21 protein-coding genes are annotated in these 26,478 nt (G+C 70.2%); 11 read left to right on the top strand and 10 right to left on the bottom strand.

Going from position 1 to position 26,478, the window contains the following annotated elements; genetic code table 11:
* Positions 1-87: 87 nt before the first annotated feature.
* From AB0H52_RS07385 to AB0H52_RS07365, 5 genes are all read left to right on the top strand, one after another.
* A complete protein-coding gene (locus AB0H52_RS07385) occupies positions 88-2,481 on the top strand; it encodes a bifunctional diguanylate cyclase/phosphodiesterase (RefSeq protein WP_357945995.1) in 2,394 nt (797 codons plus the stop codon).
* Positions 2,482-2,613: 132 nt separating this feature from the next.
* Positions 2,614-3,945: a glycosyltransferase family 87 protein gene (locus AB0H52_RS07380; RefSeq protein ID WP_357945847.1), complete on the top strand. Its 1,332-nt coding sequence runs from the start codon at positions 2,614-2,616 to the stop codon at positions 3,943-3,945.
* Positions 3,946-3,986: 41 nt separating this feature from the next.
* Complete coding sequence (locus tag AB0H52_RS07375) at positions 3,987-4,619, top strand: phosphoribosyltransferase family protein (protein WP_151487660.1); 633 nt, start codon at positions 3,987-3,989, stop codon at positions 4,617-4,619.
* A 22-nt stretch (positions 4,620-4,641) separates the two neighbouring features.
* The gene (locus AB0H52_RS07370; RefSeq protein ID WP_357945842.1) at positions 4,642-5,025 is read left to right on the top strand and encodes a zf-TFIIB domain-containing protein; all 384 of its coding nucleotides are present in this window, start codon (positions 4,642-4,644) and stop codon (positions 5,023-5,025) included.
* Positions 5,026-5,128: 103 nt separating this feature from the next.
* Positions 5,129-5,806: a maleylpyruvate isomerase N-terminal domain-containing protein gene (locus AB0H52_RS07365; protein ID WP_357945839.1), complete on the top strand. Its 678-nt coding sequence runs from the start codon at positions 5,129-5,131 to the stop codon at positions 5,804-5,806.
* 24 nt (positions 5,807-5,830) lie between these two features.
* Here AB0H52_RS07365 and AB0H52_RS07360 read toward each other — a convergent pair whose 3' ends face one another.
* Positions 5,831-9,913 (bottom strand): replicative DNA helicase, encoded by a 4,083-nt coding sequence (locus AB0H52_RS07360; RefSeq protein WP_357945992.1) that lies wholly within the window; start codon positions 9,911-9,913, stop codon positions 5,831-5,833.
* Between the two features lie 417 nt (positions 9,914-10,330).
* Between AB0H52_RS07360 and AB0H52_RS07355 the strand changes: the two genes are divergently transcribed.
* Positions 10,331-11,872 (top strand): hypothetical protein, encoded by a 1,542-nt coding sequence (locus AB0H52_RS07355; protein WP_192580094.1) that lies wholly within the window; start codon positions 10,331-10,333, stop codon positions 11,870-11,872.
* A gap of 81 nt (positions 11,873-11,953) precedes the next feature.
* Here the strand turns inward: AB0H52_RS07355 and rplI are convergent, their stop codons facing one another.
* From rplI to rpsF, 4 genes are all read right to left on the bottom strand, one after another.
* Positions 11,954-12,400: a 50S ribosomal protein L9 gene (gene rplI / locus AB0H52_RS07350; RefSeq protein WP_151487665.1), complete on the bottom strand. Its 447-nt coding sequence runs from the start codon at positions 12,398-12,400 to the stop codon at positions 11,954-11,956.
* A gap of 14 nt (positions 12,401-12,414) precedes the next feature.
* Entirely contained in the window at positions 12,415-12,654 is a 240-nt protein-coding gene (gene rpsR / locus AB0H52_RS07345; protein WP_013289355.1) for a 30S ribosomal protein S18, read from the bottom strand.
* 41 nt (positions 12,655-12,695) lie between these two features.
* Complete coding sequence (locus AB0H52_RS07340) at positions 12,696-13,229, bottom strand: single-stranded DNA-binding protein (protein ID WP_192580087.1); 534 nt, start codon at positions 13,227-13,229, stop codon at positions 12,696-12,698.
* 79 nt (positions 13,230-13,308) lie between these two features.
* The gene (rpsF, locus tag AB0H52_RS07335; RefSeq protein WP_007073791.1) at positions 13,309-13,599 is read right to left on the bottom strand and encodes a 30S ribosomal protein S6; all 291 of its coding nucleotides are present in this window, start codon (positions 13,597-13,599) and stop codon (positions 13,309-13,311) included.
* Between the two features lie 640 nt (positions 13,600-14,239).
* Between rpsF and AB0H52_RS07330 the strand changes: the two genes are divergently transcribed.
* A complete protein-coding gene (locus tag AB0H52_RS07330) occupies positions 14,240-15,031 on the top strand; it encodes a deoxyribonuclease IV (RefSeq protein WP_357945834.1) in 792 nt (263 codons plus the stop codon).
* Complete coding sequence (locus tag AB0H52_RS07325) at positions 15,028-17,190, top strand: hypothetical protein (protein ID WP_357945831.1); 2,163 nt, start codon at positions 15,028-15,030, stop codon at positions 17,188-17,190. The genes AB0H52_RS07330 and AB0H52_RS07325 overlap by 4 nt, the downstream gene beginning before the upstream one ends.
* 33 nt (positions 17,191-17,223) lie before the next feature.
* On the opposite strand, the gene AB0H52_RS07320 is transcribed toward AB0H52_RS07325, so the two are convergent.
* From AB0H52_RS07320 to AB0H52_RS07310, 3 genes are all read right to left on the bottom strand, one after another.
* Positions 17,224-18,729, bottom strand: a complete 1,506-nt coding sequence (locus tag AB0H52_RS07320) for a glycosyltransferase 87 family protein (protein ID WP_151487669.1) — start codon at positions 18,727-18,729, stop codon at positions 17,224-17,226.
* Positions 18,730-18,856: 127 nt separating this feature from the next.
* On the bottom strand, positions 18,857-21,694 hold the full coding sequence (locus AB0H52_RS07315; RefSeq protein ID WP_357945828.1) for a transglycosylase domain-containing protein: 2,838 nt from the start codon (positions 21,692-21,694) through the stop codon (positions 18,857-18,859).
* A 197-nt stretch (positions 21,695-21,891) separates the two neighbouring features.
* Entirely contained in the window at positions 21,892-22,341 is a 450-nt protein-coding gene (locus AB0H52_RS07310; RefSeq protein ID WP_151487671.1) for a DUF5318 domain-containing protein, read from the bottom strand.
* A 176-nt stretch (positions 22,342-22,517) separates the two neighbouring features.
* Between AB0H52_RS07310 and AB0H52_RS07305 the strand changes: the two genes are divergently transcribed.
* Complete coding sequence (locus AB0H52_RS07305) at positions 22,518-23,156, top strand: PadR family transcriptional regulator (RefSeq protein WP_151487672.1); 639 nt, start codon at positions 22,518-22,520, stop codon at positions 23,154-23,156.
* A gap of 23 nt (positions 23,157-23,179) precedes the next feature.
* Positions 23,180-24,259, top strand: coding sequence for an inositol-3-phosphate synthase (locus AB0H52_RS07300; protein ID WP_139588081.1), 1,080 nt, complete (start codon positions 23,180-23,182; stop codon positions 24,257-24,259).
* A gap of 89 nt (positions 24,260-24,348) precedes the next feature.
* On the opposite strand, the gene AB0H52_RS07295 is transcribed toward AB0H52_RS07300, so the two are convergent.
* Positions 24,349-25,293, bottom strand: coding sequence for a hypothetical protein (locus AB0H52_RS07295; protein WP_151487673.1), 945 nt, complete (start codon positions 25,291-25,293; stop codon positions 24,349-24,351).
* A 112-nt stretch (positions 25,294-25,405) separates the two neighbouring features.
* The gene (locus AB0H52_RS07290) at positions 25,406-25,885 is read right to left on the bottom strand and encodes a methylated-DNA--[protein]-cysteine S-methyltransferase (protein WP_278125517.1); all 480 of its coding nucleotides are present in this window, start codon (positions 25,883-25,885) and stop codon (positions 25,406-25,408) included.
* A 66-nt stretch (positions 25,886-25,951) separates the two neighbouring features.
* Between AB0H52_RS07290 and AB0H52_RS07285 the strand changes: the two genes are divergently transcribed.
* Positions 25,952-26,473 carry an NfeD family protein gene (locus AB0H52_RS07285; protein ID WP_225854085.1) on the top strand — a complete coding sequence of 174 codons (522 nt, stop codon included), beginning with the start codon at positions 25,952-25,954 and terminating at the stop codon, positions 26,471-26,473.
* The last annotated feature ends 5 nt before the right edge of the window (positions 26,474-26,478 follow it).

Genomic DNA, 26,478 nt, shown 5'->3' with positions numbered 1-26,478 from the left:
CGGCGGCTACGGCTGCTCGTCGGTCTCGTCGTCGTTGTGGCGACTGTCATCACGGCCACGTCACTACCGGTCGCAGCGCACACCGCGATGACCGCCTCGCAGAACGATGTCGCGGTCCTCGTCGTGCTCACCGTGACGATCGCCCTCGGCACGCTGGTCAAGGCACGGGTGCGGATCCGATCCACCACCCACTCGATCAGCTGGACCGAAACCGCGATCATCATCGGTCTCGCCATCGCTCCGGCTCCGGTGGTGGTGCTCTGCACCGCGGTCGGCATCGCCTGCACCGCGCGCCGGGTGCCGCCGATCAAGCTGGCGTTCAGCGTGGGCAAGAACGTCATCGTGGCCTGGGGCGCCGGCATCACGCTGGCCATGACAACGTGGACCTGGCCCCCAGCGGGCTTCGTCGCACTGATCGTGCCACTGGGGCTGGCCTACCTGGTCGCTGCCCTCCTGGACGACATCCTCGCCATCCCCGTCATCGCGCTGGCATCCGGGACCAAGATCTCCAAACAGTTCCGGAGCAACCTCGACCTCCGGCTCGCCGGCTTCGCCGTACGGTTCATCGTGGCGGCCTGCACGCTGCTGATCCTCGACGCCAACCTCAAACTCCTGCTGGCCGTCCCGCCGCTCGTGCTCAGCCTGCACCTGGCCTACTCCACCAGAATCCGATCCAGGACCGAGCAGCAGGCGTGGCAGCGGCTCGCCCGCACCACCGACGCGCTCAATGTGGTCGACCTCGACGAGGTCCTCACCACCGCCGTCACCCAGGCCGCCGAGCTGTTCTCCGCCGACGAGGTCGAGATCGAGCTGCGCGACGGCACCAGGACCGTGCGCGGCGGCACCGGCGGCATCACCTTCGACGGGCCGACCGGCACACCCACCGACGTGGACGGCACCATCGTGCCCACGCCGCTGGAGGGTCACGACCGTTCCGTCGACGTCGGCGTGCTGCGGTTGCGTTTCCGAGGGCCCGTCCAGCTCTCCGAACGGGAGCAGTACACGCTGCGCACGTTCGCCTCCGCCCTCTGTACGGCGGTCCGCAACGCCCAGGCGTACGCCGAGCTGGCCCGGGTGGCCGACGAGCACGCGTACGCCGCCGCGCACGACGCGCTCACCAACCTGGCCAACCGCCGGCACCTGCTCGACCAGGGCACCGAGCAGTTGAGTGCCCGGCACGCCGAAGGGGTGACCGCGCTGGTGCTGATCGACCTCAACCACTTCAAGGAGGTCAACGACACCCTCGGGCACGCCGCCGGTGACCAGGTGCTGGTGCAGGTCGCCGACCGGCTGAGCAGGGCCGCCCAGCCCAGCGATCTGGTGGCGCGTCTCGGCGGCGACGAGTTCGCCGTACTCCTGCGCGGGCTGCCGGCCCCGGCGGTGGCCGCGCACCGGGCCGAGGCGCTGCTCGCCGCCCTGCACGAGCCGTTCGAGTTGGACGGCATGCGGATCAGCGTCGAAGCCAGCGGCGGGATCTCCGTCGCCCCGACCAGCGGCGGCATGGCCGAGCTGCTGCGCCGCGCCGACGTGGCGATGTACCAGGCGAAGCGTGCCGGCCTCCGGATCTCCACGTACGCCCCGACCCGGGACACCGCCGATCTGGGTCGACTCACCCTCGGCGGTGACCTGCCACGGGCGGTCGCGGACCACGAGTTCATCGTCAACTTCCAACCGATCGTCGACCTGGGCACCGGCGAGGTGACCAGCGTCGAGGCGCTGGCCCGCTGGCACCACCCCACCCACGGCATGATCGACCCGCTGCGCTTCCTGGAGGCGGTGGAACGCTCCGGACTGCTGCCCGCCTTCGCCGAGGCGATCCTCGACCAGGCGCTGATCGCGGCGGGCAGTTGGCGCGACGCCGGCTTCGACGTACCGGTCGCCGTCAACGTGTCCCCGCGCAGTCTGCTCGACGCGCGCTTCCCGGGCTCGGTGCTGGCCCGCCTGCGCGCCCACGACCTCCCACCGGACCGGCTGGTGCTGGAGTTGACCGAGACCCTGACGCTCAGTCAGCTCGACGTGGTCGACCAGGTGCTGAGCCGGCTGCGCGAAGAGGGCGTCCGGCTGGCGTTGGACGACTTCGGCACCGGCTACTCCTCGCTCTCCCTGCTCTCCCGGATCCCCGTGCACGAGCTGAAGATCGACCGCAGCTTCGTCACCACGATGGAGAGCTCGGCGGAAGCCGCCGCGGTCATCCGTTCCACCCTCGACCTGGGCCGCAGCCTCGACCTGGTCGTGGTCGCCGAGGGGGTGGAGAGCGAGCCGCAGCGCCGCGCCCTCTGGGAGCTGGGCTGCGTCGCCGGCCAGGGGCACCTGTTCGCCCGGCCGATGCCGGCCGGCACCCTCCTCGCGGCCCTGCAACGCGGCTCGGGCGGCCGCCCGGGCGCCCTGGCCGCGCCGCTGCACGACGCCGGCGCGGTGATCCGGCTGAGCCAGACCCGCCGCCAGGGCGGCCGCACCCGTCTCCCGCACCTCCCGGCCTGACCGGGCACCGACCAGCTCATTGATCACTTCACGCTGAGCAGTTGTCGGGGGACCATTCCGACTACTGAGCATGATGTGATCAAGGGGAGCAGAAGCGAAGCCGGAGCAACCCGGTCTGCCAGACTGGCGGCCGTGATCGCCGACGACCCCACCGACCGCCGTCGACGCTGGCACTGGCGGACCCTCGACACCGCCGCCGGCGGGCTCGCCCTCGACCTCGGCCTGTACGGCGTCTCGGCCATCTTCGCCGCGATCACCGCCGTCACCTCGACGCTACTGCCACACCGCGCCTGGGGCTCGGTCGCCGCCGTCGGTTACCTGGTCGCGACGCTGGCCGTGATCGTCCAGCTCCTGCTGCACCGCCGCAACCCGACCTCCCGACTGGCCGGCCTACCCGCCCGCTGGGCGGTCACCGCCCTCACCTGGGGGAGCACCGCGCTGCTACCCGTCGTCTGGCAGAGCATCGAGCGCACCGCCGGGCGCACCGACCGGGCCCAGGAGGAGGTGCTGGTCGTGGAACACGCGGGCGCCCGCCTGGTGGAACACGGCACCCCGTACCTCGGCCCCGACGCCATCGCCGCCCTCCCGCCCGGCGAGCAACTGCTCGGGTACACCCCGTACCAGCCGGGCATGGCCCTGTTCGGCCTGCCCAGAGCCCTGATCGACACCTGGTGGACCGACGCCCGGGTCTGGTTCGCGGTGGGCACCGCACTGGCCCTCGCCCTCGCCGTGGCCGCCCTGCGCCGCACACCTTCCACCGCCGGCCCCGCCACTGCGAACCCCCGTCGCGACGCCGCGCTGCTCCGCGGCGTGCAGGCCGCCACCGTCCTGCCCATCTGCGCCCTCACGCTCGCCACCGGCGGCGACGACCTTCCCGTACTCGCGCTCTGTCTGCTGGCTCTCGCGCTCGCCGCCGCCGGCCGACCCGGCCGGGCCGGCCTCGCGGTCGGGCTGGCCGGCGCGCTGAAGCTGTTCGCCTGGCCGGTCGCCCTGGTCCTGATCGTCTGGGGTCTGACCCGGCGAGCCGGCACGCGCGTCGCCATCGGCGCGATCGGACTGCCCATCGCCGCACTGCTCCCGGCCCTGCTGGTCGACCGCGACGCCCTGACCGAGAACGTCCTCCGCTTCCCTCTCGGCCATGGCCTGGTGACCAGCCCCGCGCAGTCCCCGTTCCCCGGACACCTGATCGCCTCGGCGCTGCCCGCCGGCCGGCTCATCGCCGCCGCGTTGCTGGTCGCGGCCGGCGTGGCCATCGCCGTCCGGCTCGCCCGCCGACCGCCCCGCACCGCCGTCGCCGCCGCACTGATCTGCGGGTACGGACTGCTCGCCGCCATCGCCCTGATGCCCTCGACCCGCTTCGGCTACCTGCTGTACCCGCTGGCCCTGCTCACCTGGGCGCCCGCCCTGCACCGGCCGAGCGTCGCCACGCCCGCGGAGCTGTCCGGTCGGGCCAGTTCGGCGTAACTGTCCGGCGGAACCGCCCGCCAGGGCGTACACCTGGAGGCATGACCACCTACCGCGACCGCGCCGAGGCGGGCCAGGTGCTCGCCGAGCGACTCACCGCACTCATCGGCGAACCCGACGTCGTCGTCCTCGGCCTGGTCCGCGGTGGTGTGCCGGTCGCCCGGGTTGTCGCCGAACGGCTCGGCGCCCGGCTCGACGTGCTGGTGGTCCGCAAGCTCGGCATGCCGTGGGCCCCGGAGGTCGCCTTCGGCGCACTCGGCCCGGACGGCGTGCAGGTCCTCAACGACGCGGTGGCCAGCCGACTCAGCAGCGACGACATCACCGAGGTCAGCCACCGCGAACAGGCCGAGTTGGAACGCCGCGAACGTCTCTACCGCGCCGGCCGCCCCCCACTCGATCTCACCGGGCGGATCGCGGTCATCGTCGACGACGGCCTCGCCACCGGGGCCACCGCACGCGCCGCCGTGGAGGTCTCCCGCCAGCTCGGCGCCCGCCGCGTCGTGGTCGCGGTCCCGGTCGGCGCACAGGAGGCGTACGAGCTGCTGGCCGCCGAAGCCGACCAGGTCGTCTGCGCCCAACGCCCGGCCGACTTCGGCGCGGTCAGCGTCTACTACGACGACTTCCACGAGGTGTCCGACGAGGAGGTCACCGAGGCGCTCACAGCAACCGCATAGCTAGAGCGGGTACCGTCGGGCGATGAATAGTCTCACCTGTCCCAAGTGCCACGGAGAAATGCGTCAGTACGAGCGCAGCGGTGTCGTCATCGACCAGTGCGGGGAGTGCCGGGGCATCTTCCTGGATCGCGGCGAGCTGGAGAAGCTGTTCGAGGCGGAGGCCAACTGGAGCCGCCAGCAGGCCGGCGGCCCGCCCCCGGCTCCGGCCCAGCAGCCCGGCGGCTACCCGCCCCCGCACGCTCCGGCCCAGCACCAGCCCGGCTACGGCGCCGTCCCCCCGCCGCCCCCGCCGCCCGCCCACGGCTACCCGCCGGCGCCGGCGTACGGCCAGCCGCAGCACCAGGGCTACCACGGGCACTACCGGCGCAAGAAGAAGAAGGGCTTCCTCGACGAGATGTTCGGCTGAACCGGGCCCGACATCCCGCCCGGGTCGACCCGCGCGTCGGCCCGGGCACTTCGTTCGCCGCCAGCGGTTGGCGGGTACGGCAGTCCGTGCGAGGCTGCATCGCATGACGGCGATCCGGCCGGAGCACGCGTTGGCTCAGGCGTACGACGGAATCACCGCAGTGGTCCGCGACCTGGACGACGCGGCCCTGCAACGCGCCACCCGATGTCGAGGGTGGCTCGTCGCGGACCTGCTCCTGCACGTCCTCGGCGACGCCCAGCGCGCCCTGGTGACGCTGGCCAGCCCCGTCGACGGCCCTGCCGACGTGGACGACGTGAGCTACTGGCGCGACTTTCCCGGCACCGGTGACGAGGGCGACCGCCACGCCTGGTGGGTCCGCCGGTCGGCCGCCGCGTTCGACCGCCCGAGCGAGATCGTCCGACTCTGGACGGACACCGCCCCCGCCGCCGTCCGCGCCGCCGCGGCAGCCGACCCGGCCGGGCACGTGACCACGCAGGGCCACGTGCTGCGCGTACCGGACTTCCTGGCCACCCTGATCACCGAAGCCGTCGTGCACCATCTGGACCTCACGCCGGACCTGCCCGACGCGCCGCCGCCCGGCCCACTGGCGGTACGCGTCGCGGTGGCCACCATGGACGGCCTGCTGAGCGATGACACGGTCCGCCCCGCCGCGTGGGACGACCACGAGTTCCTCCTGAAGGCCACCGGGCGAATCCCGCTCACCGACCGGGACCGGCTGGAGCTGGGCGAGTCGGCGGGTTGGTTTCCGCTGCTCGGTTGACCGGCTGGTGCTCAGTCGCGACGGTCAGCCGATGGCCATGTCGACGAACCGGGACAGATGCAGCTGCGCGGCGACTGTCACCGTGTCGGTGGGGCCATTTCGATGCTTGGCAACAATGAAATCCGCCTCCCCCGCCCGGGGCGACTCCTTGTCGTAGTAGTCGTCGCGGTGCAGCAGGATGACAACGTCGGCGTCCTGCTCAATCGAGTTGTGTGTGGCGATGCCGTTGGCGATGAAGTTGTGCGTCCCGAGAACGGTCGCGTCGAACACCTCCTGCTCACCGATCGACACGATCGACACGATCGAGTCCCAGAAGATGTCGTTGGTCGCGTGCAGGTCCAGATCGGCAGCGTCGAGTACGCCGGCGATCGCTGCCAGCCGGGAGCGACTCGGCGCACACTTCCAGAGGGCGCTGCCGCAAAACTGGGTGCCGATTGCCTTCGCGAACTCGCGGTGAGTCATTCCCTGCTCGACTAGGATCTCCCGGACCCTGCCCCACACCTCGCGCGGCACCGTGTCGACGTTGGTGTTGCTCTCCGCCGATTCCAGAGCGGCAAGAAGTGCCGTACATCCCTCCGACCGCTGCCCGTAGACGCCGATCTCGCGGAGGAACCTCAACTGGTCGTCCCGACCGGAGATATCGAGGGTGTACTGCGGACGATGATTCACCACCGGTACAACCTTCAGCCGGGCAGTGATGCCATACCTCAGCAGCAGCCGGGATATGTCCTCAAGCATCCGTCGGCTCGTGGACGCGAAATAGACGCGCCCTCCGCAGCCTGACTTGTTGACGGTCACCGACCCGTCCGTGGCCCACAGGTGTCGCAGGAACGCGGTGATCTGCTCCTTGGGCAGACTGAAGAGAGGCGACGGAAGGAATTTCTCATGTGATCTGAGGCCGAAGAGTCCCAGGCCGTCCAGCCATTCCGCAATCGGGTTGCGCCGACCGCGAGCCAGTCGGTACGGAGCGGGCAGCCGGAGTGTGGTCACTCTCGCCGCTGTGTAATCGTCGCGGACGGCGGAGATCCCGAAATGCTTCGCCGCCTCCGTTACGGCCTGGAGGTTCAGCTCGTCGCAACTCGCGTACCGGATCGGCTGACGCCGCACGAAAGAACCGTCGCCGAGCAGGTGTGCCAACATGACGACCTCGGCGTCGGCCCACGGGCGGACGGCCATCGGGGGCGGCAGATGGCGAGGCGTAGCGATGCGATCCCCTGGTGAAAGCTCACCCAGAGGCACCCATCCGGTGAACGCGAGAAACGGGTGGTTGGCCGTCGCGTCAATCTGCTTGCCCGAGGCGAGGGTCAGGCGGAAGACCTCCCGAGTGCCACTGGGAAAGACATGGGTCATAGTGCGGGGGGTGTAGCGGAGACCCTCATCCAAGGCCCAGACCGGGATGTCCTTCGCCTTGTTGGTCAGCAGCTCACCGAGGGTGATTTCACTATTGTCGTCCGCTCGAATCAGCCGGGTCTCCGCCGTGAGGCAGCCAGACTCGCGCAGGTCGGACAGCTGGGGGCGCTTGTCGGTGCGCTGCTCGGGGCCACGGTTCAGCTGACTGACCGCGATCACCGGGCACTCCACCTCCTTGGCCAGCAGCTTCAGGCCACGGGACAGGTCCGCGACCTCCTGCTGCCGGCTCTCGGTGCGCTTCGGTGAGGTCATCAGCTGGAGATAGTCGACGACGATCATCTTGAGGTCGTGCCGCTGCTTGAGCCGGCGGGCCTTGGCCCGGATCTCCATCAGGTTCATGCTCGGGGTGTCGTCGACGAAGAGCGGCGCCTCGCTGATCTCGCCCATGCACCGGGCCAGCTTGGTCCAGTCGTCGTCGGAGAGCTGCCCGCTGCGCAGCACGTGCAGCGGCACGCGTGCCTCGGCCGAGAGCAGTCGCATGACGATCTCGACCTTGCTCATTTCGAGCGAGAAGATGGCCGCCGCCTGGTTGGCGCGAATCGCAGCATTTCGAGCGAAGTCCATGCTGGCCGTGCTGTTGTGAGTAGGAATCATCGACCGGCTCGCCAGGTAGAGATGCTCGGGGTTGTCCACCGTGACGCAGCGGACCGGCACGCTCGGCACCGGTCGAACATCGACGATGAACCGCGAAGTCGTCCGGACGTCCGACGCGGTACGGCGGCGGTCGGCGTGCGCATTCCGCTTCCGTTTGAGTCGAAAGATGACATCCGGCGTGGAGAAGTTCAACGTGTACGCGATGGACGACTCCGGGGTGCGACCACGCACCGCCTTCGCGTTGACGGTGCAGCGGTATCCGAGGCTGACAATGAGCTCGTGTACGTCTTCTGCCAACCGCTTCGAGGTCGACGTGTACTGGAGGTTGCCCGCAGGAGCGACAGTGCCATCGGTGTCCATCAACCCAGCCAGCAAAGCCCGACGTTGAGCCTCGGAGGCGCGCAGATAGACGCCTGGGATGTGCTTGTCCGCCGCCACCCTGGCCTGACGTAGCAGCGCGAGGAAGGATCCGTTCTGGCGGTGGCAGGCGGCACACTTCCTGGTTGCTGGATTCTCGCGCAACGCCCGGGTGGAAACGCCGCAGTCCACGCAGGCACCGTTCCCTTGAGCGGCGGGCCTGGGCAGCAACACAATGGTGTACACCATTGGCCCGCTGGGCCGAACGACAAAGCCGTCCGCCTCGACCTGCGTGACCATCTCCGGGTCTGCGGTGGTGAAGCGGCTGGCACCGGTGTGGCCATCACCGAGCCACGCCCCCAGCGTGTAGGGCGGTACCACCAAAGTCCGATCCGGAAGATGCAGGGGTGCGCTGTTGCGTACGGCGTGGTTGAGCCGTCGCTCGACGGTGTCAGTACGCAGCGTGGCCGCGATCTCAGCAGTAGTGACGAGACCGTCGTGGTCGACCCGACTATCGGCGTTGACCTCCCGCTCGGTTCGTGCGAGGAGGGAGGTCAGAAGAGGGCCGGCCGGATACCCGGGCGCAGTCCAGTTCTGCGTCCTGCCGTTCCGGACGATGGGACGGCTGATCCGGCCGACCGACCCGACCTCACGGGCAACGGTGTGCAGGACATGCCGGAACTCCGGCCCGACCTGCTCGATCTCGTCGAAGAGCGTGATCGGCTGGTTTCTCGCGGCGCCGAGCCTCTTGTCTGCCGCACGTACGCTGGCCAGCGACGACTCGGGCCAGCGTCGCCTTTGCCGCGCCGGCCCCTGGCGTCGACTGGCACGGCTGGTCGTCTTCCACAGGTGGTCCGCGTCGGCAACGATGACGGTGCCGTCGGAGAACTCCACCTCGTAACATGGCCGGTCGTGCATCACGTCGAAGGCGTGTGTGACCGTGGTGGGGCTGCCGTCCGCCGCCAATAGTTGATCGCCTACTTGGATCTCACCCATGGTGGTCCAGCCATCCGGCGTCGGCAGCGGGGTGTCGAGCGCCAGCGCCTTTCCCAAACCGGGCCTGCCGGCCACAATGATCAACTGCCCTGCGTGCAGGCCGTTGAGCAGCCGGTCCAGGTCGCTGAAGCCGGTCGGGACGCCGGTCATGACGCCGCCCTGCGCGCCCACCGCCTCAATCTCGTCCAGCGTCGGCTGCAACATGTCGGCCAGGACCGCGAAGTCCTCGCTGACCCGCCGTTCGGTGACGTCGTAGACGGCCTGCTGGGCGAGGTCCACGATGTCGTCGACATCGCGGCTGCCACCATTGGCGGTGCCGTAGCCCAGCTGCACGATCTTGGTGCCGGCCTCGACCAATCGACGCAGCACCGCCCGCTCGCTGACGATCCGCGCGTAGTAGGCGGCGTTGGCCGCCGTGGGCACGCTGGCGATGAGGGTGTGCAGGTAGGGGGCGCCGCCGATGCGGGCCAGATCGCCCGAGTCGGTCAGGGCTGCGGCCACGGTGATCGGGTCGGCCGGCTCACCCCGGCCGTAGATGTCCAGGATGGTGTCGAAGATGGTGGCGTGCACCGGCCGGTAGAAGTCGTTGGTCTTGAGGATCTCGACGACGTCGGCGATGGCGTCCTTGGAGAGCAGCATGCCGCCGAGGACGCACTGCTCGGCGGCGACATCCTGGGGCGGGGTCTTGTCGAACTGGCCGTCCCGCTGCGCGGGCGGCTGGCCGCCGCTGGACCGTGACTCCGCCCGCATGTCATCGGTGACCGACACCGGGCCCCCCTCCACTGCGTCGGATCCGGACCCAGCTCTACCGCCGGGGTACGACACTTCTCTTCCGACCAGGCCGGTCGATCGGGGGTCATCGCACCGGCGGTCGAGGGCCAACCATACGGACCACGAGGTCAGCCACTCAACAAGGCCGGTGGACGAGCCTCGGGACAACCTGTGGACGCCGGTGGACGAGCATGTGCGCAGCGTGTGCACAGGGTGTGGATAACCGCTGGGGAATTCTCGGCCGCACGCCGCTGACCTGCGGCTTCGTGGTCCCCAGCCTGTGGAGGAGAATATTTCGGTCGGGCCGGACGCCCGATCGTCCCGTACTATCTCCAGCGAACGGCTACACCTGGACAGCGGATTACGCTTTCGGTTCAGAAGGGTCACAATCCGGCCGTGAGTTACCGGGACTGGGGACGCGGGGAGGGCAGCCCGCGCGAGGGCCAGCCGACCGCCTCGTGGGGTGAGCGCACGCCGTCCCTTCCGGTCGACCCGTACGACGAGGACGGTCGCTACCGCACCTCCAGTCGGCGGCGCGCGTTGGATCGGGGGCAGGACGAGCCGGTCGACGCCTATCTGCCGAGGTGGGCGCTCGAGTCGGGGGTTCGGCACGCCGACGGCGGTGGCCGGCACGCGGCACCCGATGACGACGAGGATGCGGCCGCACCGGAGCGCCCGAGTTCCGGAGCTGGCTGGCGGCGCGCCGAGACGACGGGCACGCGGCGGCAGGTCAGCGAGACCAGTTGGCGGGAGCGACCGGCGATCGGTGCCGCGCCGGAATCGGACCACACCCGGGAGTGGACGCTCGACCGTCCGCAGGAGCAGGGGTACGCCGGCCGCCGGCGCGCCGACGCGGCGGAGGAGGAACCGGTCTCGGGAGCGGTCTCGGACAGTCGCCCCCGTCGTGCGCCCGCTGGTCGTCCTCAGGTGATCTGGTCCGGTGGTGATCTGGAGGCGGCACCCGCCGATGAGACGCCTCGTCGGGATGCGAGCCGGCGCACTCGACGCAGCCGTCGTGCGGCGGAAGAGTCCTGGGCCCGCCCGGTCGATCCGTGGGAGCGCGGGTCGGAGCGGGCGGCGGAGCCCGAGCCGTCGTACGCGCCGGCGGTTGACCCGTGGGACGCGTCGGGCGTGCACGCGTGGCCGTCGATCGCGGACGCGGACAGCACGGAGCTGAGCGGGCAGTGGGCACAGGTGGAGGGTGTCGGGGGTTGGGAGCGGTCCGACCGCACCGGGCAGTGGGAGCGGTCCGCGGTCGCGGACGACCAGTGGGATCGGACGGTCCCGCCGCGCGCCGACCGGCAGGTGGCGGCGGAGGGTTGGCCCAGTCGGGACGACGGCTTCTGGTCCGGTACGCGGCTGGCCGGGGACGATCCGCGCTGGATGGATCCACCGACGTCGGCGCCACGGTCGCCGGTGGTGGGCTACACCGCTCCGCGTCCTCGCACCGCACCCGTGCAGCGGGACGGGGGCACCCGACGTCGGGCGGTCCCGTCTCCGGTCGGAACGGCGTCGGTGCGCCGACGCGTGGAGTCGGTGGCCACGGGTGGTTGGGCTCGGCGCCTGGAGGACGACCTTCTCGACCCGGATCCGGGTGGATCGTTCCGGCCGTTGCTGTACACCGCCGCCTGTTACCTGGTGCCGGCCGTCCTGATCTTCGTCTGGCTGTTGACTCTGGACGGTCAGGCACCGGCCGGCTGTGTCACCGACATCAGTGGGGGCGGGTGTGATTCGCCTCGGTCGCGGGCATTGGAGTCGCTGCTCGCGGGCTCGCCGCGCTTCGGGCTGGCGCTGGTGAGCAGTCTGGTGGTGGCGGCGCTGCTGCGTCGGGTCGGCACGACGTGGCGTTCGGCGACCATCGCTCTTGCCGCCGCGGTCGTGGGTGGTGGCCTCTCCACCGTGCTGATCAGCGCGGTGACCGGGCAGCCGATCGGTTGACCGGGCGCGGGCCGGCGCACGAAACGCGCGAGGGCCCGCACCGATCGCTCGGTACGGGCCCTCGTGGTGCTGTTGCCGACGTCAGCCCTGAACGACGTTCAGGTTGAACGAGGCGGTCACCTCGGGGTGCAGCTTGATCTTCACCGGGTAGCTGCCGGTCGACTTGATGTGACCGGGCACCTCCAGCCGGCGGCGGTCCAGGACCGGACCGCCAGCGCCCTTGACGGCGTCGACGATCTCGGCCGGGGTGACCGAGCCGAAGAGCCGGCCGCCGTCGCCGGCGCGGGCCTTCAGGCTGACCTTGAGGCCCTCGAGCTGACCCTTGACCTCGTTGGCGTGGTCGAGGTCGCGGATCTCACGGGCCGAACGGGCCCGCTTGATGACCGTGACCTGCTTTTCCGCGCCCTTGGTCCAGGCGATCGCGAAGCCCTGCGGCAGCAGGTAGTTACGGCCGTAGCCGTCCTTGACCTCGACGATGTCGCCCGGGGCACCGAGGCCGGAAACTTCCTGAGTCAGGATGATCTTCATATCGGTGCCTCCTCTCAGCGGGTGGTGGCCGTGTACGGCAGGAGCGCCATCTCGCGGGCGTTCTTGACCGCACGGGCGATCTGCCGCTGCTGCTGCGAGGTCACGCCGGTCACCCGTCGAGCGCGGATCTTGCCGCGGTCGGAGATGAACTTGCGCAGCAGCGCGGTGTCCTTGTAATCGATATAGGTGATCCCGTCCTTGTCGAGCGGGTTCACCTTCTTCTTCGGCTTACGAAGTGCCGCAGCCTTGGCCATTGCACGTGCTCCTGGTTTGCGATCGCGGGCGCTCGGCGCCATTAGAACGGAGGCTCCTCATCGAAGTTGGCGCCCGAACCGGCACGCGCGGGAGAGGGTGCAGCCGAGGCCCAGGGGTCGTCGAAGTTGCCTCCGCCGCCACCCTGGTTGCCACCGCCACCGCCACCGAAGCCGCCGCCACCGCCACCGGAGCGGGACATCTTCTGCACCTTCGCCGTGGCGTAGCGCAGCGATGGGCCGATCTCGTCGACCTCAAGCTCGATGACGGTGCGCTTCTCACCCTCGCGGGTCTCGTACGACCGCTGACGCAGTCGACCCGAGACGATCACGCGGGCGCCCCGCTGGAGCGACTCGGCGACGTGCTCCGCCGCCTGACGCCACACGGTGCAGGCCAGGAAGAGCGGCTCGCCGTCCTTCCACTCGTTGGTGGTCTTGTCCATGAACCGGGGCGTCGAAGCGACCCGGAACTTGGCGACCGCCGCACCGGACGGGGTGAACCGCAACTCGGGGTCATCGGTCAGGTTGCCGATGACCGTGATGGTGGTGTCTCCTGCCATGACCATCTCCTCGCGCACTCAGCGTCTCGACGTACAGGCTCGCAGAGCAGTACGACAGAGCCGCGGAGGCTGATCCGGGCGAACCGGGGTTGAATGCTTAGCGCATCTCCGGCCGGATGACCTTGGTGCGCAGCACGGACTCGTTGAGGCGGAGCTGACGGTCCAGCTCGGCCACGGCAGCAGGGGTGGCCTGCAGGTCGACGACGGCGTAGATGCCCTCGGCCTTTTTGTTGATCTCGTACGCGAGGCGCCGGCGGCCCCACACGTCCGTCTTCTCAACGGAGCCACCCGCGGTCCGGATCACGTTCAGGTACGTGTCGAGCGACGGGGCGACGGTGCGTTCCTCGAGGCTGGGGTCGAGGATCACCATGATCTCGTAATGACGCAAGACGTGCTCACCTCCTGTGGGCTAGGCGGCCACGGTCCTTCCGTGGCAGGAGGTCGTGCGTCGCTGCCCGCACGTGCCGGGGGAACCCGGCCGGACGCGGACAACCTGACCAGGATACCCGGTCCGGACGATCATGCCCGGGGTGGTCGGGGCGTGGGCCGGGCATGCCGACGGGGGCCCACCGTCCGACCGCCATTGGTCGGTGATGAGCCCCCGTCAACGAGGCCGCGGGGCGTCCCGTCCGCATTCCTTGGGTGGGACCTGGGGAGGAACGACCACACCGATGAGGTTGGACCGAAGACGCCCCGCGGAGCTTTATCGTGTTGTTACCTGACGATACAACGGCTCTCGTACCTTCTCGGGGGAAAAAGCACAAATTTCCGAGATTGTTCATCGGTGAGAGTCGGGTCTGCCACGTGGGCCGCCCCCGCCTCGCCGGGCCGCGCGGCGGGGGTGACCTCGCTGTCGGTCCGTCGGTCACCGGCTGCCGTACGCGGCGCTCGCGCCGTCGGCGGTACCGGGCGTCGACCGCCGGCTCCATCCCATCAACGATCGTCGGTCCGTCCGGTGACGCGACCCCTCCCCGACACCACCCCGACCGTCGCTCCGCCTGTCGGGCTCGCGACGTAGGCTCGCTCGCATGCGTATCGGAGCCCACGTCGATTCGACCGACCCGCTGGCGGAGGCAGTCGCCCGGTCCGCCGACACCGTGCAGTTCTTCCTCTCCGACCCAGAGGGGTGGAAGGCCCCCAAGCCGCGGGAGGACGCCGAGCGGCTGCGCACGGCCGAAGTGGATCTGTACGTGCACGCGCCGTACGTGATCAATGTGGCGACCCTGAACAACCGCATCCGGATCCCCAGCCGCAAGCTGCTGCTCGGGCACGCCACCGCGGCCGCCGAGATCGGCGCCAAGGGTCTGATCGTCCACGGTGGGCACGTCAACGCCGGGGACGACCTGGCCGTCGGCTTCGACAACTGGCGCAAGACCTTCGCGTACGCCGCCGACTCCGGCGGCTTCGGCGTCCCCGTCCTGATCGAGAACACGGCCGGCGGTGACAACGCGTGCGCCCGACGGCTGGATGCGCTCGCCCGACTCTGGGACGCCATCGGTGACCACGAGGTGGGCTTCTGCCTGGATACCTGCCACGCGTTCGCGGGCGGCGAGGAACTGCTCGGTCTGGTCGACCGGGTCAAGGCGATCACCGGACGGATCGACCTGGTGCACGCCAACAACTCCAAGGGTGCGTTCAACTCCGGCCAGGATCGCCACGACAACCTGGACGGCGGGACGATCGACCCGGAGCTGGTGGTCGCGGTGATCCGGGCGGCCGGCGCGCCGGTGGTCGTCGAGACCCCGGGCGGTGTCACCGGTCAGGCCGCCGACATCGACTTCCTGCGTCAGCAGCTCGGCGCGGAGAGCACGGCGGCATGACGACCGGACAGCCCGGGACCGGGAACGCCCGGCCCACCCCCGTCGGCGAATCGGACATCCCTGAGGACGCCGCAGCCACGGACGTCGGCCCCACGGCTACCGCAACCAAGGACGACACAGCCAAGGACGACACGGCCAAGGACGACACGGCCAAGGACGACACGGCCGAGGCCGCGACGCCTGCCGCCCACCTGACCAAGGACAAGGCGGCCAAGGGCTGGTTCGGCAGGCGGAGGACCGCGAAGGGCAAGGGCGCTGCTGGCCTGTCCGCCGAAGGCGGTGCCCCGAAGGCGGACGCCGCCAAGGGCGGCGACCCGACCGACGGCGCGACGCCCGGCGACGACGCCGACGGGAAGACGGGCGCCGACGGAAAGACGGCGGAGGGTTCCGACCGCTGGGTGGCCTTCGCGTCCGCACCCGAACCCGTGCCCTCCCGACTCGCCCGCGCGGGCCGGGCAGTGGGCCGGTCCCTGATCCACGAGTGGACGCTGGCGAGCCTCGCTGCGCTGGCCCTGGCCGTGCTGATGACGTGGCCGACGCTGCGCTACCCGCGCTACACCCTTCCGCAGGACTACTGGGATCCGAGCCTGCAGGCGTGGCAGATGGCCTGGTCCGGGCACATCCTGCTGGCCGACCCGGCGCGCCTGTGGCAGTCCAACACGTTCTTTCCCGAGCTGTGGAGCTTCGCGTTCTCCGACACGCTGCTCGGCTACGCGCCGGCCGGGATGCTCGGCAGTGGCCCCGAGGACGCGGTCCTGCGCTACAACATCATGTTCGTGCTGGCGCACGCGCTCGCGACGCTCGGGGCGTACGCGCTGGCCCGGCAGCTCGGCTCGGGTCGGATCGGTGCCGCGGTCGCCGGTGTCGGATACGCCTACGCGCCGTGGCTGCTGGCCCAGGCCGGGCACCTGCACGTGCTGTCGAACGGCGGCATCCCGTTGGCGCTGGCCATGCTCGCCCGTGGGCACGGCTGGTCGCTGCGGCACGGCTACCGGCCCGAACGCCGGCACGACGGCTGGGTGTACGCCGGTTGGCTGGTCGCGGCCTGGCAGCTCAGCCTCGGCTTCGGCATCGGTCTGCCGTTCGCGTACTTCCTCGCCGGTGCGGTGCTCGTCGCCGCGGTCCTGTTCCTCGTTCGCCGGCTCCGGACCGGTGAGGCCCTGCCGTTCGGCCGCCGGCTGCTCGTGGCCGACGTGCTCGGCGGGATCTTCTTCGCCGCGGTGGGTCTGCTCCTGGCGTACCCGTACTTCAGGGTGACCGAGCTGCACCCGTACGCCGAGCGCACCATCGGTGACATCAGCATCTTCTCGCCGCCGGCGTCCGGTTTCGTGACCGCGCCCGCCGAGTCCCGAATCTGGGGCGGACTGCACGAGGGTGCCCGCGCGGCGCTGCCGTGGCACCCGGAGATGACGCTGCTGCCGGGCTTCGTGCTCTACGCGCTGGCCGCCGGCGGGCTGTTCTTCTCGGTGTGGCGGCTGCGGCACCGGCTGCTGCTGCTCGCCGGGGTGCTGGTGACCATGGTCCTCGCGATGGGCACCCGCTTCTTCGACGGCACCTTCACATACCTGCCACTCTTCGAGCACGCACCGGGCTGGAACGCGCTGCGTACCCCGGGCCGGTTGATGTTGTGGGCCACGCTGCTGCTGGCCCTGCTCGCCGCGGGCGCGGTCACCGCGCTCACCGAACGGGTGCGTGACCTGGCCGCCCAGCGGATCCCGTCCTGGCCGGGGCCGTGGCTGCGGCTGGCCACCCTGCTGCCGCTGCTGCTGGTGACCGTCGAGGGTCTGAACACCACCCCGCATCCGGTGGTGCCGACCCAGCCGGCGGCTATGCGCACGGTGGCGGGGCCGCTGCTGGTGCTGCCCAGCAACCAGAGCCTGGACCAGCACGTGATGCTCTGGTCGACCAGCGGATTCCCGGACGTGGTGAACGGTGGCAGCGGCTTCACGCCGCGACAGCTCGACGACGTCCGCCGGGTGAGCCAGTCGTTCCCCGACCAGACCAGCGTCGACTACCTGCGTACGCTCGGCGTCCGCGCGGTGGTGCTGCTGCGCGGTCAGGTGCCCGGCACGCCATGGGAGATCACCATCGACGCGCCGGTCGAGTCGCTCGGCATCACGCGGCAGGATGTGGGCGACGCTGTGGTGTATCGGCTCTGAGGCTTTTGGTCAGGCTGCGTCCGTGGCTTGGTGTCAGCTGGTGCTGATCGCGGGCTCCGGTTCGGGGTTGTCTGCTCGGCGGCGCCAGCGGTCCAGCCAGGGGGCATCCGGTGCGCCGTCGAGGACCCCGCCGTCCGGGTCGTCCGGGTAGTTGGTCCGTACCGCGTCCCGCTCGGGGTGCAGGATCTCCTTGCCGACCAGCACACACAGCACCACCACGGTGGCCAGTCGCAACGTCGACGCCAGCACGAACACGCCCTCCGGGAAGACCGGACGGCTGGTGGCCGCGCCGAGCAGTTCGCCGTAGAAGGCGACGAAGTAGCAGACCTCGGCGATCTGCCAGGCCAGGAAGGCACCCCACTTCGGCCGGGCCAGCACCACCAGCGGCAGCAGCCAGAGCACGAACTGCTGGGACCAGACCTTGCTGAAGATGAGGAACGCGGCGACCACGAGGAACGCGAGCTGCGCCAGCCGCGGCCGGCGCGGCGCCCGCAACGCCAGCACGGCAATGCCGAGGCAGGCCAGCCCGAAGAGGGCGTACGAGATGGTGTTGAGGGTGGGAATGTTGACGTTCAGCCACTCGAACGGGCCGAGCCGGGTGGGGTCGCCGCCGACCTTGCCGTCCAGGTAGCGCCCGATGTACCAGAGCGTCCCCCAGTCGATGGGCCGGGTGGTGTTCAGCTCGAAGAACCGGTCCCAGTTCTCCGGGTACCACCGGGCCGCCGGCAGGTTCACCAGCACCACCGCCGTGATCGCCGTGCCGATGGCGACGAGTGCCGCGCGGATCCGGTCGGCGCGCAGCGCCAGGATGAGGATCGGGCCGAGCAGGAACAGCGGCCAGAGTTTCGCCGCTCCCGCGAGACCCAGCAGTACGCCGGCCACCGCTGGTCGTCGCCGTGCCCAGGCCAGCAGGCCGAAGGCGGCCAACCCGATGGCGAGCAGGTCCCAGTTGACGGTGGCGGTGAGCAGCAGGGCCGGGGCGAGCGCGAACAGCGCGGCGTCCCAGGGTCGTCGGCGGCGCAGGGCGAGGATCACCGCCACGGTGGCCACCGCGAGCGCGCCCAGCACCAGCGCGTTGAGGTTGTAGAACCACTGGCCCTGGTTGATGCTCGGGTCGCCGTCGCCCACGGCGTGCACGGGCAGGCCCAGTGCCCCCATGAAATAGCCGGTGAGCACCGGGTACTCCACCGGGTGGTCGCGGTAGGGCACCTTGCCCTCGTTGAGCCCTTCGGCGTAGTAGAGGGCGAGGACGTCGGTGTAGCAGAACCGGGTGTACTGGACGTTGTTCTGCCAGGCACCGTCCTGGCAGGGAGACTTCTGCACCCAGTGCAGGGCGAGCGTGAGGCAGGCCAGCGCCAGCACGATCCGGACGGCCGTCCAGAACCGGTGTTCCCCGCCGGCCGGTCGGTTCAGTGCCGTCGCGTGGTCGCCCAGCGGTCCGCCGATCGCGCCGGAGATGCCGCGAACGAACCCGTCGGAGCGGGACGGGTGGTCGGTGGTTCCGGCGTCGTCGATGCCGGGCGTCGACTGGGTGCTCATGACAAGGCATCCTGCCGTACGGCGGGGGTGCGCGTCCCGGCGCGGCGCGGAGATCCGGGTACGGAAACGCCGCAGCCGGTCGGACAGGTCGTCCGGCCGGCTGCGGCGTCGGTTCCACGAGTGCGGGTCAGTCCCGGGTTGTCGGTGTCAGGCCGGGCAGCAGCCCACCACCGGCGCCGCCATTTCCACCGCCGCCGGGACCACCGGGACCACCCGGACCGCCGGGACCACCCGGACCGCCGCCACCGGGGTTCGGGCAGAACGGGTCGGTCAGCGGGTTACAGGGCTGCCCGCCGGGCAGGCCCGGAATGGTCGGCGGCGGCGCTGCCGGCTCCTTGCCGTTGCCCCTTGTGGTGTCGCCCTCGCCGGTGACGCTGGGCAGGGAGATCTCATCCTGCCCCTTGAGGGCGGCGTTCAAGTACTTCTCCCAGATCAGGCCGGGCAGCGTTGCGCCACTGATGTGCTTACCGTTGGCGAGGCGGATCTGGGGCTTCTTCGGATCCCGACTGCCCACCCAGACGACGGTGGCGTTCTGCGGCGTGTAGCCGACCGTCCACGCGTGGGCGTTGTCATTGCTGTCGTACTCCCAGGTGCCGGTCTTGGCGGCGGCCTGGCGGCCGCCCTCGAGCGTCAGGCCGTTGGGCTTCGGGATCTGCTTCAGGACACCGGTGACCTCATCGGTGATCCTCTTGTCGATCCGCTGCTCCGGCTTGATGCGCTCGCTGCCGACGACCTTCCACTTGCCGGTGTCCTTGTCCTGCTGCTCCACCTTGATGACGAAGTGCGCCTTGATGTACTTGCCGTCATTGGCGAAGGTGGCCATGGCGTTGGCGTGGTCGAACACGGTGATCGGGTACTTGCCGAAACCGGTGTAGTTGTCGAAGGGGTTCGGCTCCTTCTTCGACAGGTCAAAGGCCTTCGGCGGGTCGACACCCCACATGGTGGTCACGCCGGCCTTACGGGCCATGTCGACCACCTTCCCGGCGCCGATCTCCTTGGTGACCCAGTAGAAGGGCACGTTGTACGACTGGATCGTCGACTCTTCGAGCGTGCAGTACTTGCCGCACTTGAGGTTGGTACGACCGGCGTTGCCGATCGCCACCGCGGAACCCTCGGGCTTGTACGGCGTGGGGTCCCAGTGCGACTTCACCGAGATGCCGGCCTCGATCGCGGCGGCCAGGGTGTACACCTTCATCGACGAGCCCGGCTGGTGGCCACCGGCCAGGTCGCCGTACTGGTCGAGGTTCTTGCCGGCGTAGTCGAAGTCCGTGCCGCTGTCACCGCCGTAGTAGGCGAGCACGCGGCCCTTCTTCGGGTCGATCGAGACCATGGCCGCCATCAGGTTCTTCGGCTGCTCGTTGAGCTCGGAGCCCTTCTTCGACTGCATTGCGAGGTTTTCGGCAGTCGCCTGGAGCTTCGGATCGATGGTGGTGGTGATCCGGTAGCCGCCGTCCCGCAGGGCGTCGAAGCAGCTCGTCTTGCCGTCCGCGCCGCTGTTGGAGCAGAGACCCATCTGGTCCATCTCCCTGCGGACGTAGTTGATGACGTTGCCGCGCGGGCTGTCGACGCCGAACCCGTTGCCGCCCTTCTTCGGCGGCAGGACCTTGGGGTACTCGGTGGGCGCCGGCGGGTGGTTGGCGGAGTCCAGCCAGCCCTCCTGCTTCATGCCACCGATCACGTAGTCCCAGCGGGTCTTGGCGTCGGTCGGGTTGACCGCCGGGTCGTAGCCTTTGTGGGTGTTGGTCGCCGAGGGCTGCTTGATCAGCGCGGCCAGGACCGCACCCTCGGCGGGGCTGAGCTTCACCGCCGACTTGCCGAAATAGGTCTGCGCCGCCGCCTCGATGCCGTACGCGCCGCGTCCGAAGTAGATCACGTTCAGGTAATGCTGCATGATCTCTGGCTTGCTGTACCTGTCGTTCAGCTTGGAGGCGAGGATCGCCTCCTTGACCTTCCGACCGTACGTGTCGTCCTTGAGGTTCTCGAACGCGTTGCGGGCGTACTGCTGGGTGATCGTCGAGGCGCCCTGCTTGTCGCCGTTGGAGACGTTGTTCCAGGCGGCCCGGACGATGCCCTTGTAGTCGACACCCGAGTGCCGGTAGAAGTTCCGGTCCTCGGCGGCGGCGACCGCGTCCTGCACGTGCTGCGGGATCTGGTCGATGGTGACGAAGGTGCGGTTCTCGCTGCCCAGCTTGGCGAGCTGGGTCTTGCCGTCCTTGGCGTACACGGTGGTGGACAGCGGCAGCGGCATCTCGTCGGGCATGACCACGTTGGTCGAGTAGTAGGTGAACCCGACCACACCGATGCCGGCGAGCATGATGAAGACGGCGAAACCGGCGATCAGCAGGTTCATCCGCTTGCGCTTCTTGGCGCGGGCCGCCCCGGCCGGATCACCCGGGCCACGACCGCCACGACCACCGCGCCCCGGACCGTTCGGTCCGCCGGGGCCACCTGGGCCGCCGGAGACCGGGGAGACACTCGCCCTGGCGACGGCGGCCCGACCACCGACCGACGCCGAGCCGACACTGGCCCGACCGGCCGAGGCGGCGCCCACCGCGGCGGCGCCGACCGTGGCCCGACCCGCCGGCGCGCCGGGCGCCGGGGACACCGGCACCGAGGCCCGGCCCGCTCCGGCACGACCGGCGGCCACACCGGGCGCCGGTGACACCGGCACCGAGGCACGGCCGCTGCGGCCCGGCGTGGCCGACCCCACCGAGGCGGACCCGGCCGCACCACCGCGCGGCGGCACCGCGGCGGAACCACCCACCGACGCGCGACCGCCTGCGGGCCGTGGTGTCACCGAGGCACGGCCCGGGGGCGCCGCGCCCTCCTGGGCCGACCAGCCGCTCCCGCCGGAGTCACCGCCGGTCTGGCGGTGCGCGTCGTTCGCGCCCGGTCCGGGGTCACCGTCGAGGCCCGGGTACTGGGCCCGTCCGCGCACAGAACTGGGATCGCCGTACGAGTTCATTCCTCACACCCTGCCGGTCGCGGTGGGGCGCGACTGCGCCGCCACCGGGTTGCCGTGAGTTGCTTCACCCGGGACGACGGCACGGGGGTGCCGACCCTCCGGGGTCATTGCTGGATCAATCGGGCCAATCAGAACAACGGGCGGTCGGCCGTCCCGGTTCATGTCTGCGGCCCCGGGGCCGGTCGATCCAGCTGAGATCACCGTTGCGCCTCTCGCCTCCGCCGACCCGTGCCCTCGGCGCCCGCCGCGTCCTGCTCGCCGGCGCTGTCGCCGTCGGCAGTGAGACCGTCCCGGCCGAGCAGGTACTGCTCGACGAGATGGTTCCAGTCACAGCCGAGGCACACCTCCACCACGAAGACCTGAAACTCACGCAGCGTCATCGCCAGCACGGGCAGCTCGGACAGTGTCCGAGCCTGGCCGGCGGACTGCTTGAGTTCGTCACCGTAAATGTAGTGGACGAGCGTCAGATTCTCGCTGCGGCAGATGGGGCAGCGCCGGTCGGTCGGCTCGCCGTGGAACCGAGCCGCGTTCTTCAGGTACGGCGACGCGTCGCACACGTCGTACGTGCCGACCCGGCCGGCCAGGAGCTCACGCAGCACCGCTCGCTTCTGAAGCGAGTAGTCGACGACCTGGCGCTGCGTACGCATGCGGAGAAGGGTACGCGGTCCGGCCCGACCAGGCGACCATGGTCACGATCCGTGACGGAAGCGTCTCGGAACGCGGGTTTGCCCTGGCCCCCGCGACCCGCTAACGTGCGATGTATCGGTCCGATACATCGCGGCGGTTACCAATCCGCGCCGGAGGGTGATAGAGAGGGTGGCCAGTGCTCGAATTCGCCATCCTCGGCCTCCTGCAGGAGTCTCCGATGCACGGCTATGAGCTGCGCAAGGAGCTGACCGCCAAACTCGGTGCGATCCGGGCGGCGATCAGCTACGGCTCGCTCTACCCAACCCTGCGCAGGTTGCAGGCGGCGGGATGGATCACCGAAGCCGCCGAGACACCCGCCACCGCCGAGGAGGTTCCCGCGCTGACCAGCCGACGAGGTCGGGTGGTCTACAAAATCACCGCGGAGGGCAAGGAACGCTTCGCCCAGCTGATCGCACAGGCCGGGCCCGAGACGTACGACGACACGGGCTTCGGGGTGCACTTCGCGTTCTTCGCCCGGACCGACCAGGCGACCCGACTCCGCATCCTGGAGGGTCGCCGCCGCAAGATCGAGGAGCGTCGCGAAGGACTTCGTGACGTGCTGGGCCGGGCGGCCGAGCGCCTCGACGCTTACACCCTGGAACTGCAGCGCCACGGCCTTGACGCCTGTGAGCGTGAGGTCCGCTGGCTGGAGGAGCTCATCGCCAACGAGCGCTCCGGCCGAGCCCCGACGGCCCCGCACCTGGGGTCGGCCGGTGGCCGACGAGAAGACAACAGCCCGCCTCCGCCTGGAGAGACCAGGAAAGAGCGGCCGTGACAGAAAAGAAGGAGGCAGACGCTATGGGCTCCGTCCGCGTCGCCATCGTCGGTGTGGGTAACTGCGCCTCGTCCCTGGTTCAGGGCGTCGAGTACTACCGGAATGCCGACCCGAACGACCGCGTCCCGGGTCTCATGCACGTCGCCTTCGGCGACTACCACGTCAACGCCGTGGAGTTCGTCGCGGCATTCGACGTGGACGCCAAGAAGGTGGGCATGGACCTCGCGGAGGCGATCGTCGCCAGCGAGAACAACACCATCAAGCTCTGCGACGTGCCGCCGACCGGCGTGTCCGTGCAGCGCGGTCCGACCTTCGACGGTCTGGGCCAGTACTACCGCGAGATCGTCGAGGAGTCCGACGCCACCCCCGTCGACGTGGCGCAGGCGCTGCGTGACGCGCAGGTCGACGTCGTCGTCTGCTACCTCCCGGTCGGTTCCGAGCAGGCCGCCAAGTTCTACGCCCAGGCCGCGATCGACGCCGGCTGCGCGTTCGTCAACGCCCTGCCGGTCTTCATCGCCTCCGACCCCGAGTGGGCCCAGAAGTTCACCGACGCCGGCCTGCCGATCGTCGGTGACGACATCAAGAGCCAGGTCGGCGCCACCATCGTGCACCGCGCCCTGGCGAAGCTCTTCGAGGACCGCGGTGTCGAGCTGCTGCGCACGTACCAGCTCAACTTCGGCGGCAACATGGACTTCATGAACATGCTGGAGCGCAAGCGGCTGGTCTCGAAGAAGATCTCGAAGACCCAGTCGGTCACCTCGCAGATCCCGCACGAGATGAGCAAGAGCGACGTGCACATCGGCCCGTCGGACCACGTGCCGTGGCTGGACGACCGCAAGTGGGCGTACATCCGCCTGGAGGGCCGCTCGTTCGGTGACACCCCGCTCAACGCCGAGCTCAAGCTCGAGGTGTGGGACTCGCCGAACTCGGCCGGCGTCATCATCGACGCGGTCCGGGCCGCGAAGATCGCGCTGGACCGGAAGATCGGCGGCCCGATCCTGTCGGCCTCGTCGTACTTCATGAAGTCCCCGCCGGTGCAGTACGCCGACCACGACGCCCACCAGGCCGTGGAGGAGTTCATCGCCGGCGAGGTCGAGCGCTGACGCGCTGAACACCACGCACGACCGAGGGCCGGGTCCGAAAGGACCCGGCCCTCGCCGCGTTCAGTGCCGCCGTGGGTACGGCGACCGCATCACTTCCAGCTCGGCGTCCCCTGCTTGGCCGCCGCGGCCCGCTTCGCCCGGCGGTCCTCGGCCGACTCGGCGCTACGCGCCGACGCGCCGGCGGAGAACGGCAGGATGTCCGGGTAGACCTGTCCGACGCCGATCACGAACGCCACCACGTCGATGATGATGTGGGTGGTCCGGGCGGCGTAGACGGAGATGACGTCGCTGAAGTCCTCGTCGTAGCCGACACCCGACATGAACGAGTTCGAGATCACCTGGTTGGGCAGGTAGTTGATCGTCGAGAAGTTCGCCGGACGCGGGCTGCCGTACGGGAAGATCTGCACGAAGCCCGAGGCGACCGCGGTCGTCACGGTGAGGTTGCCGAAGAGGGCGTCGCTGAAGAAGACGAAGTCGCTCAGGTCGAGGTGGATGGTCTGCCCGTCGCGCAGGCGCCCCGAGCTGTCCAGGGTGGTCGACGAGGCGTTGAGGATCCGAGCGCGCGACCCGGCCGAACGGGTGTCCACGACCCGCTGCGGCACGATCGACACGATCTGGTTCGAGTTGCCGGTCGTGTGCACGTACTCCAGGTACTTGCCGCCGCCGTACTCGGCGACCACCTGAAGGTTGCTGGCGCTGTCCATGCCGATCGAGCCACCGGGCGAGTCCGGGTGCAGGTAATCCCCGCTGGGCGTGAGCCGCAGCGCCGGTCGGGCCAGCACCGCGCCATCCGAGGTGGCGGTGCTCGTGTTCGCCAGCTGCAGCGTCGGCCCGGCCGCGGTGCTGGTCAGCGTGGTGATGGTGGCGCCGGCGGCGTTGGTGCCGCCCTGGACCACCGGGTCGCCGGGCGCGGCCTGGGCCGGCGCGGCGACAGCGGCGCCCACCACGGTGGTGCCGGCGACGCCCGCCGCCACGGTGCCGGCGCGGCGCAGCAGCCGGCGGCGGTTCACGGTCTTGTCCTCGTGCTCGGTCATCGGTCCCCCGCAGAGTCGGTTAAATGACGCCCGATCATGACGGTTGTCGCGGGGTGTCCACATCGACCGATCGGTCGATAAACGAGAGACCTTCCCGAGGGGGGCGGACCGGTCAGGACCACGCCTGCTGGAGGGCCACCCGGGCCTCCAGCTCCAGCAGGTGCACCTTGCGCGGCAGGCCGCCTCCGAACCCGACGAGCCGCCCACCGGCCCCGACGATGCGGTGGCACGGCACGATGACCGGGATCGGGTTGCGGTTGCAGGCGACACCCACGGCCCGGGCGGCGCCCGGATCGCCGACCCGACGCGCGACCTCGCCATAGGTCAGCGTCTCGCCGTACGGGATGAGGGTCATCTCCCGCCACACGGCCCGCTCGAAATCCGAGCCGCGGGGGATCGCCACCGGCACGGTGAACCCGGTCAGCTCACCGGCGAAGTACGCCCGCAGCTCGGCGACGACCTGCCGGGACGGCGTGTCGTCCGGCTCGTCGGCGGCCCCGTCGACCCGGCCGAAGTGCGCGCCACACACGCTCACGCCGTCGCTGGCCACGGAGAACTCGCCGATCGGCGAGTCGAGCACGGTCCAGCGCATCCACCCATTGTCCCCGACCCCGCGACCGTTGCCGACTCCCGCCCTGCGTTGCGTCACGTCGATACCGTGCAGGTCGTGGCCACGGGGACGCTCATCTTTCTCATCATCGGCGGTGCCGGTGTGGCGGTGCTGGCGCTCGCCCTGCTCGGCACCGAGCTGCTCCACTTCGGGCACGTCGACGTGGACGGGCCGATCTCGGTCGAGACGGTCGCCGGCTTCGCGGGTGCGTTCGGGTTCGGCGGTGCCATCGTCAACGAACTGCTCGGCGCGCGTACCCCTGCCATGATCGCGGGCGCGGTGGCCGGCGGCCTGCTCGCGGCCGTGCCCACCGGGTGGCTGGCCTCGCGGTTCAGCCGCGCGGCCCGGAACATGCGCACCGACCCCACCCCCACCCGGGACGACCTGGTGGGCGCGCTCGGCCTGGTCGTCACGCCGGTGCCGGTCAACGGCTACGGCGAGGTCCGGGTACGGGTCGCCGGCCAACCGGTCAAGCTCAACGCCCGCGCCGACCAGCCGATCCCGATCGGTGCCCAGGTCTTCGTCGTGCAGGCGCTCAGCGAGACCAGCGTGCACGTCGAGACCTACTGAACTCC

It is taken from the genome of Micromonospora sp. NPDC050695 (genome assembly GCF_040654415.1).
Classification (GTDB): domain Bacteria; phylum Actinomycetota; class Actinomycetes; order Mycobacteriales; family Micromonosporaceae; genus Micromonospora.
This window is presented reverse-complemented; position numbering and strand designations above follow the sequence as displayed.

Coding starts and splice junctions, on each gene's coding strand:
- AB0H52_RS07385 (WP_357945995.1), top strand. CDS start 88: ATGACCGCCTCGCAGAACGATGTCGCGGTCCTCGTCGTGCTCACCGTG.
- AB0H52_RS07375 (WP_151487660.1), top strand. CDS start 3,987: ATGACCACCTACCGCGACCGCGCCGAGGCGGGCCAGGTGCTCGCCGAG.
- AB0H52_RS07370 (WP_357945842.1), top strand. CDS start 4,642: ATGAATAGTCTCACCTGTCCCAAGTGCCACGGAGAAATGCGTCAGTAC.
- AB0H52_RS07365 (WP_357945839.1), top strand. CDS start 5,129: ATGACGGCGATCCGGCCGGAGCACGCGTTGGCTCAGGCGTACGACGGA.
- AB0H52_RS07360 (WP_357945992.1), bottom strand. CDS start 9,913: ATGCGGGCGGAGTCACGGTCCAGCGGCGGCCAGCCGCCCGCGCAGCGG.
- rplI (WP_151487665.1), bottom strand. CDS start 12,400: ATGAAGATCATCCTGACTCAGGAAGTTTCCGGCCTCGGTGCCCCGGGC.
- rpsR (WP_013289355.1), bottom strand. CDS start 12,654: ATGGCCAAGGCTGCGGCACTTCGTAAGCCGAAGAAGAAGGTGAACCCG.
- AB0H52_RS07330 (WP_357945834.1), top strand. CDS start 14,240: ATGCGTATCGGAGCCCACGTCGATTCGACCGACCCGCTGGCGGAGGCA.
- AB0H52_RS07325 (WP_357945831.1), top strand. CDS start 15,028: ATGACGACCGGACAGCCCGGGACCGGGAACGCCCGGCCCACCCCCGTC.
- AB0H52_RS07320 (WP_151487669.1), bottom strand. CDS start 18,729: ATGAGCACCCAGTCGACGCCCGGCATCGACGACGCCGGAACCACCGAC.
- AB0H52_RS07315 (WP_357945828.1), bottom strand. CDS start 21,694: ATGAACTCGTACGGCGATCCCAGTTCTGTGCGCGGACGGGCCCAGTAC.
- AB0H52_RS07310 (WP_151487671.1), bottom strand. CDS start 22,341: ATGCGTACGCAGCGCCAGGTCGTCGACTACTCGCTTCAGAAGCGAGCG.
- AB0H52_RS07300 (WP_139588081.1), top strand. CDS start 23,180: ATGGGCTCCGTCCGCGTCGCCATCGTCGGTGTGGGTAACTGCGCCTCG.
- AB0H52_RS07295 (WP_151487673.1), bottom strand. CDS start 25,293: ATGACCGAGCACGAGGACAAGACCGTGAACCGCCGCCGGCTGCTGCGC.
- AB0H52_RS07290 (WP_278125517.1), bottom strand. CDS start 25,885: ATGCGCTGGACCGTGCTCGACTCGCCGATCGGCGAGTTCTCCGTGGCC.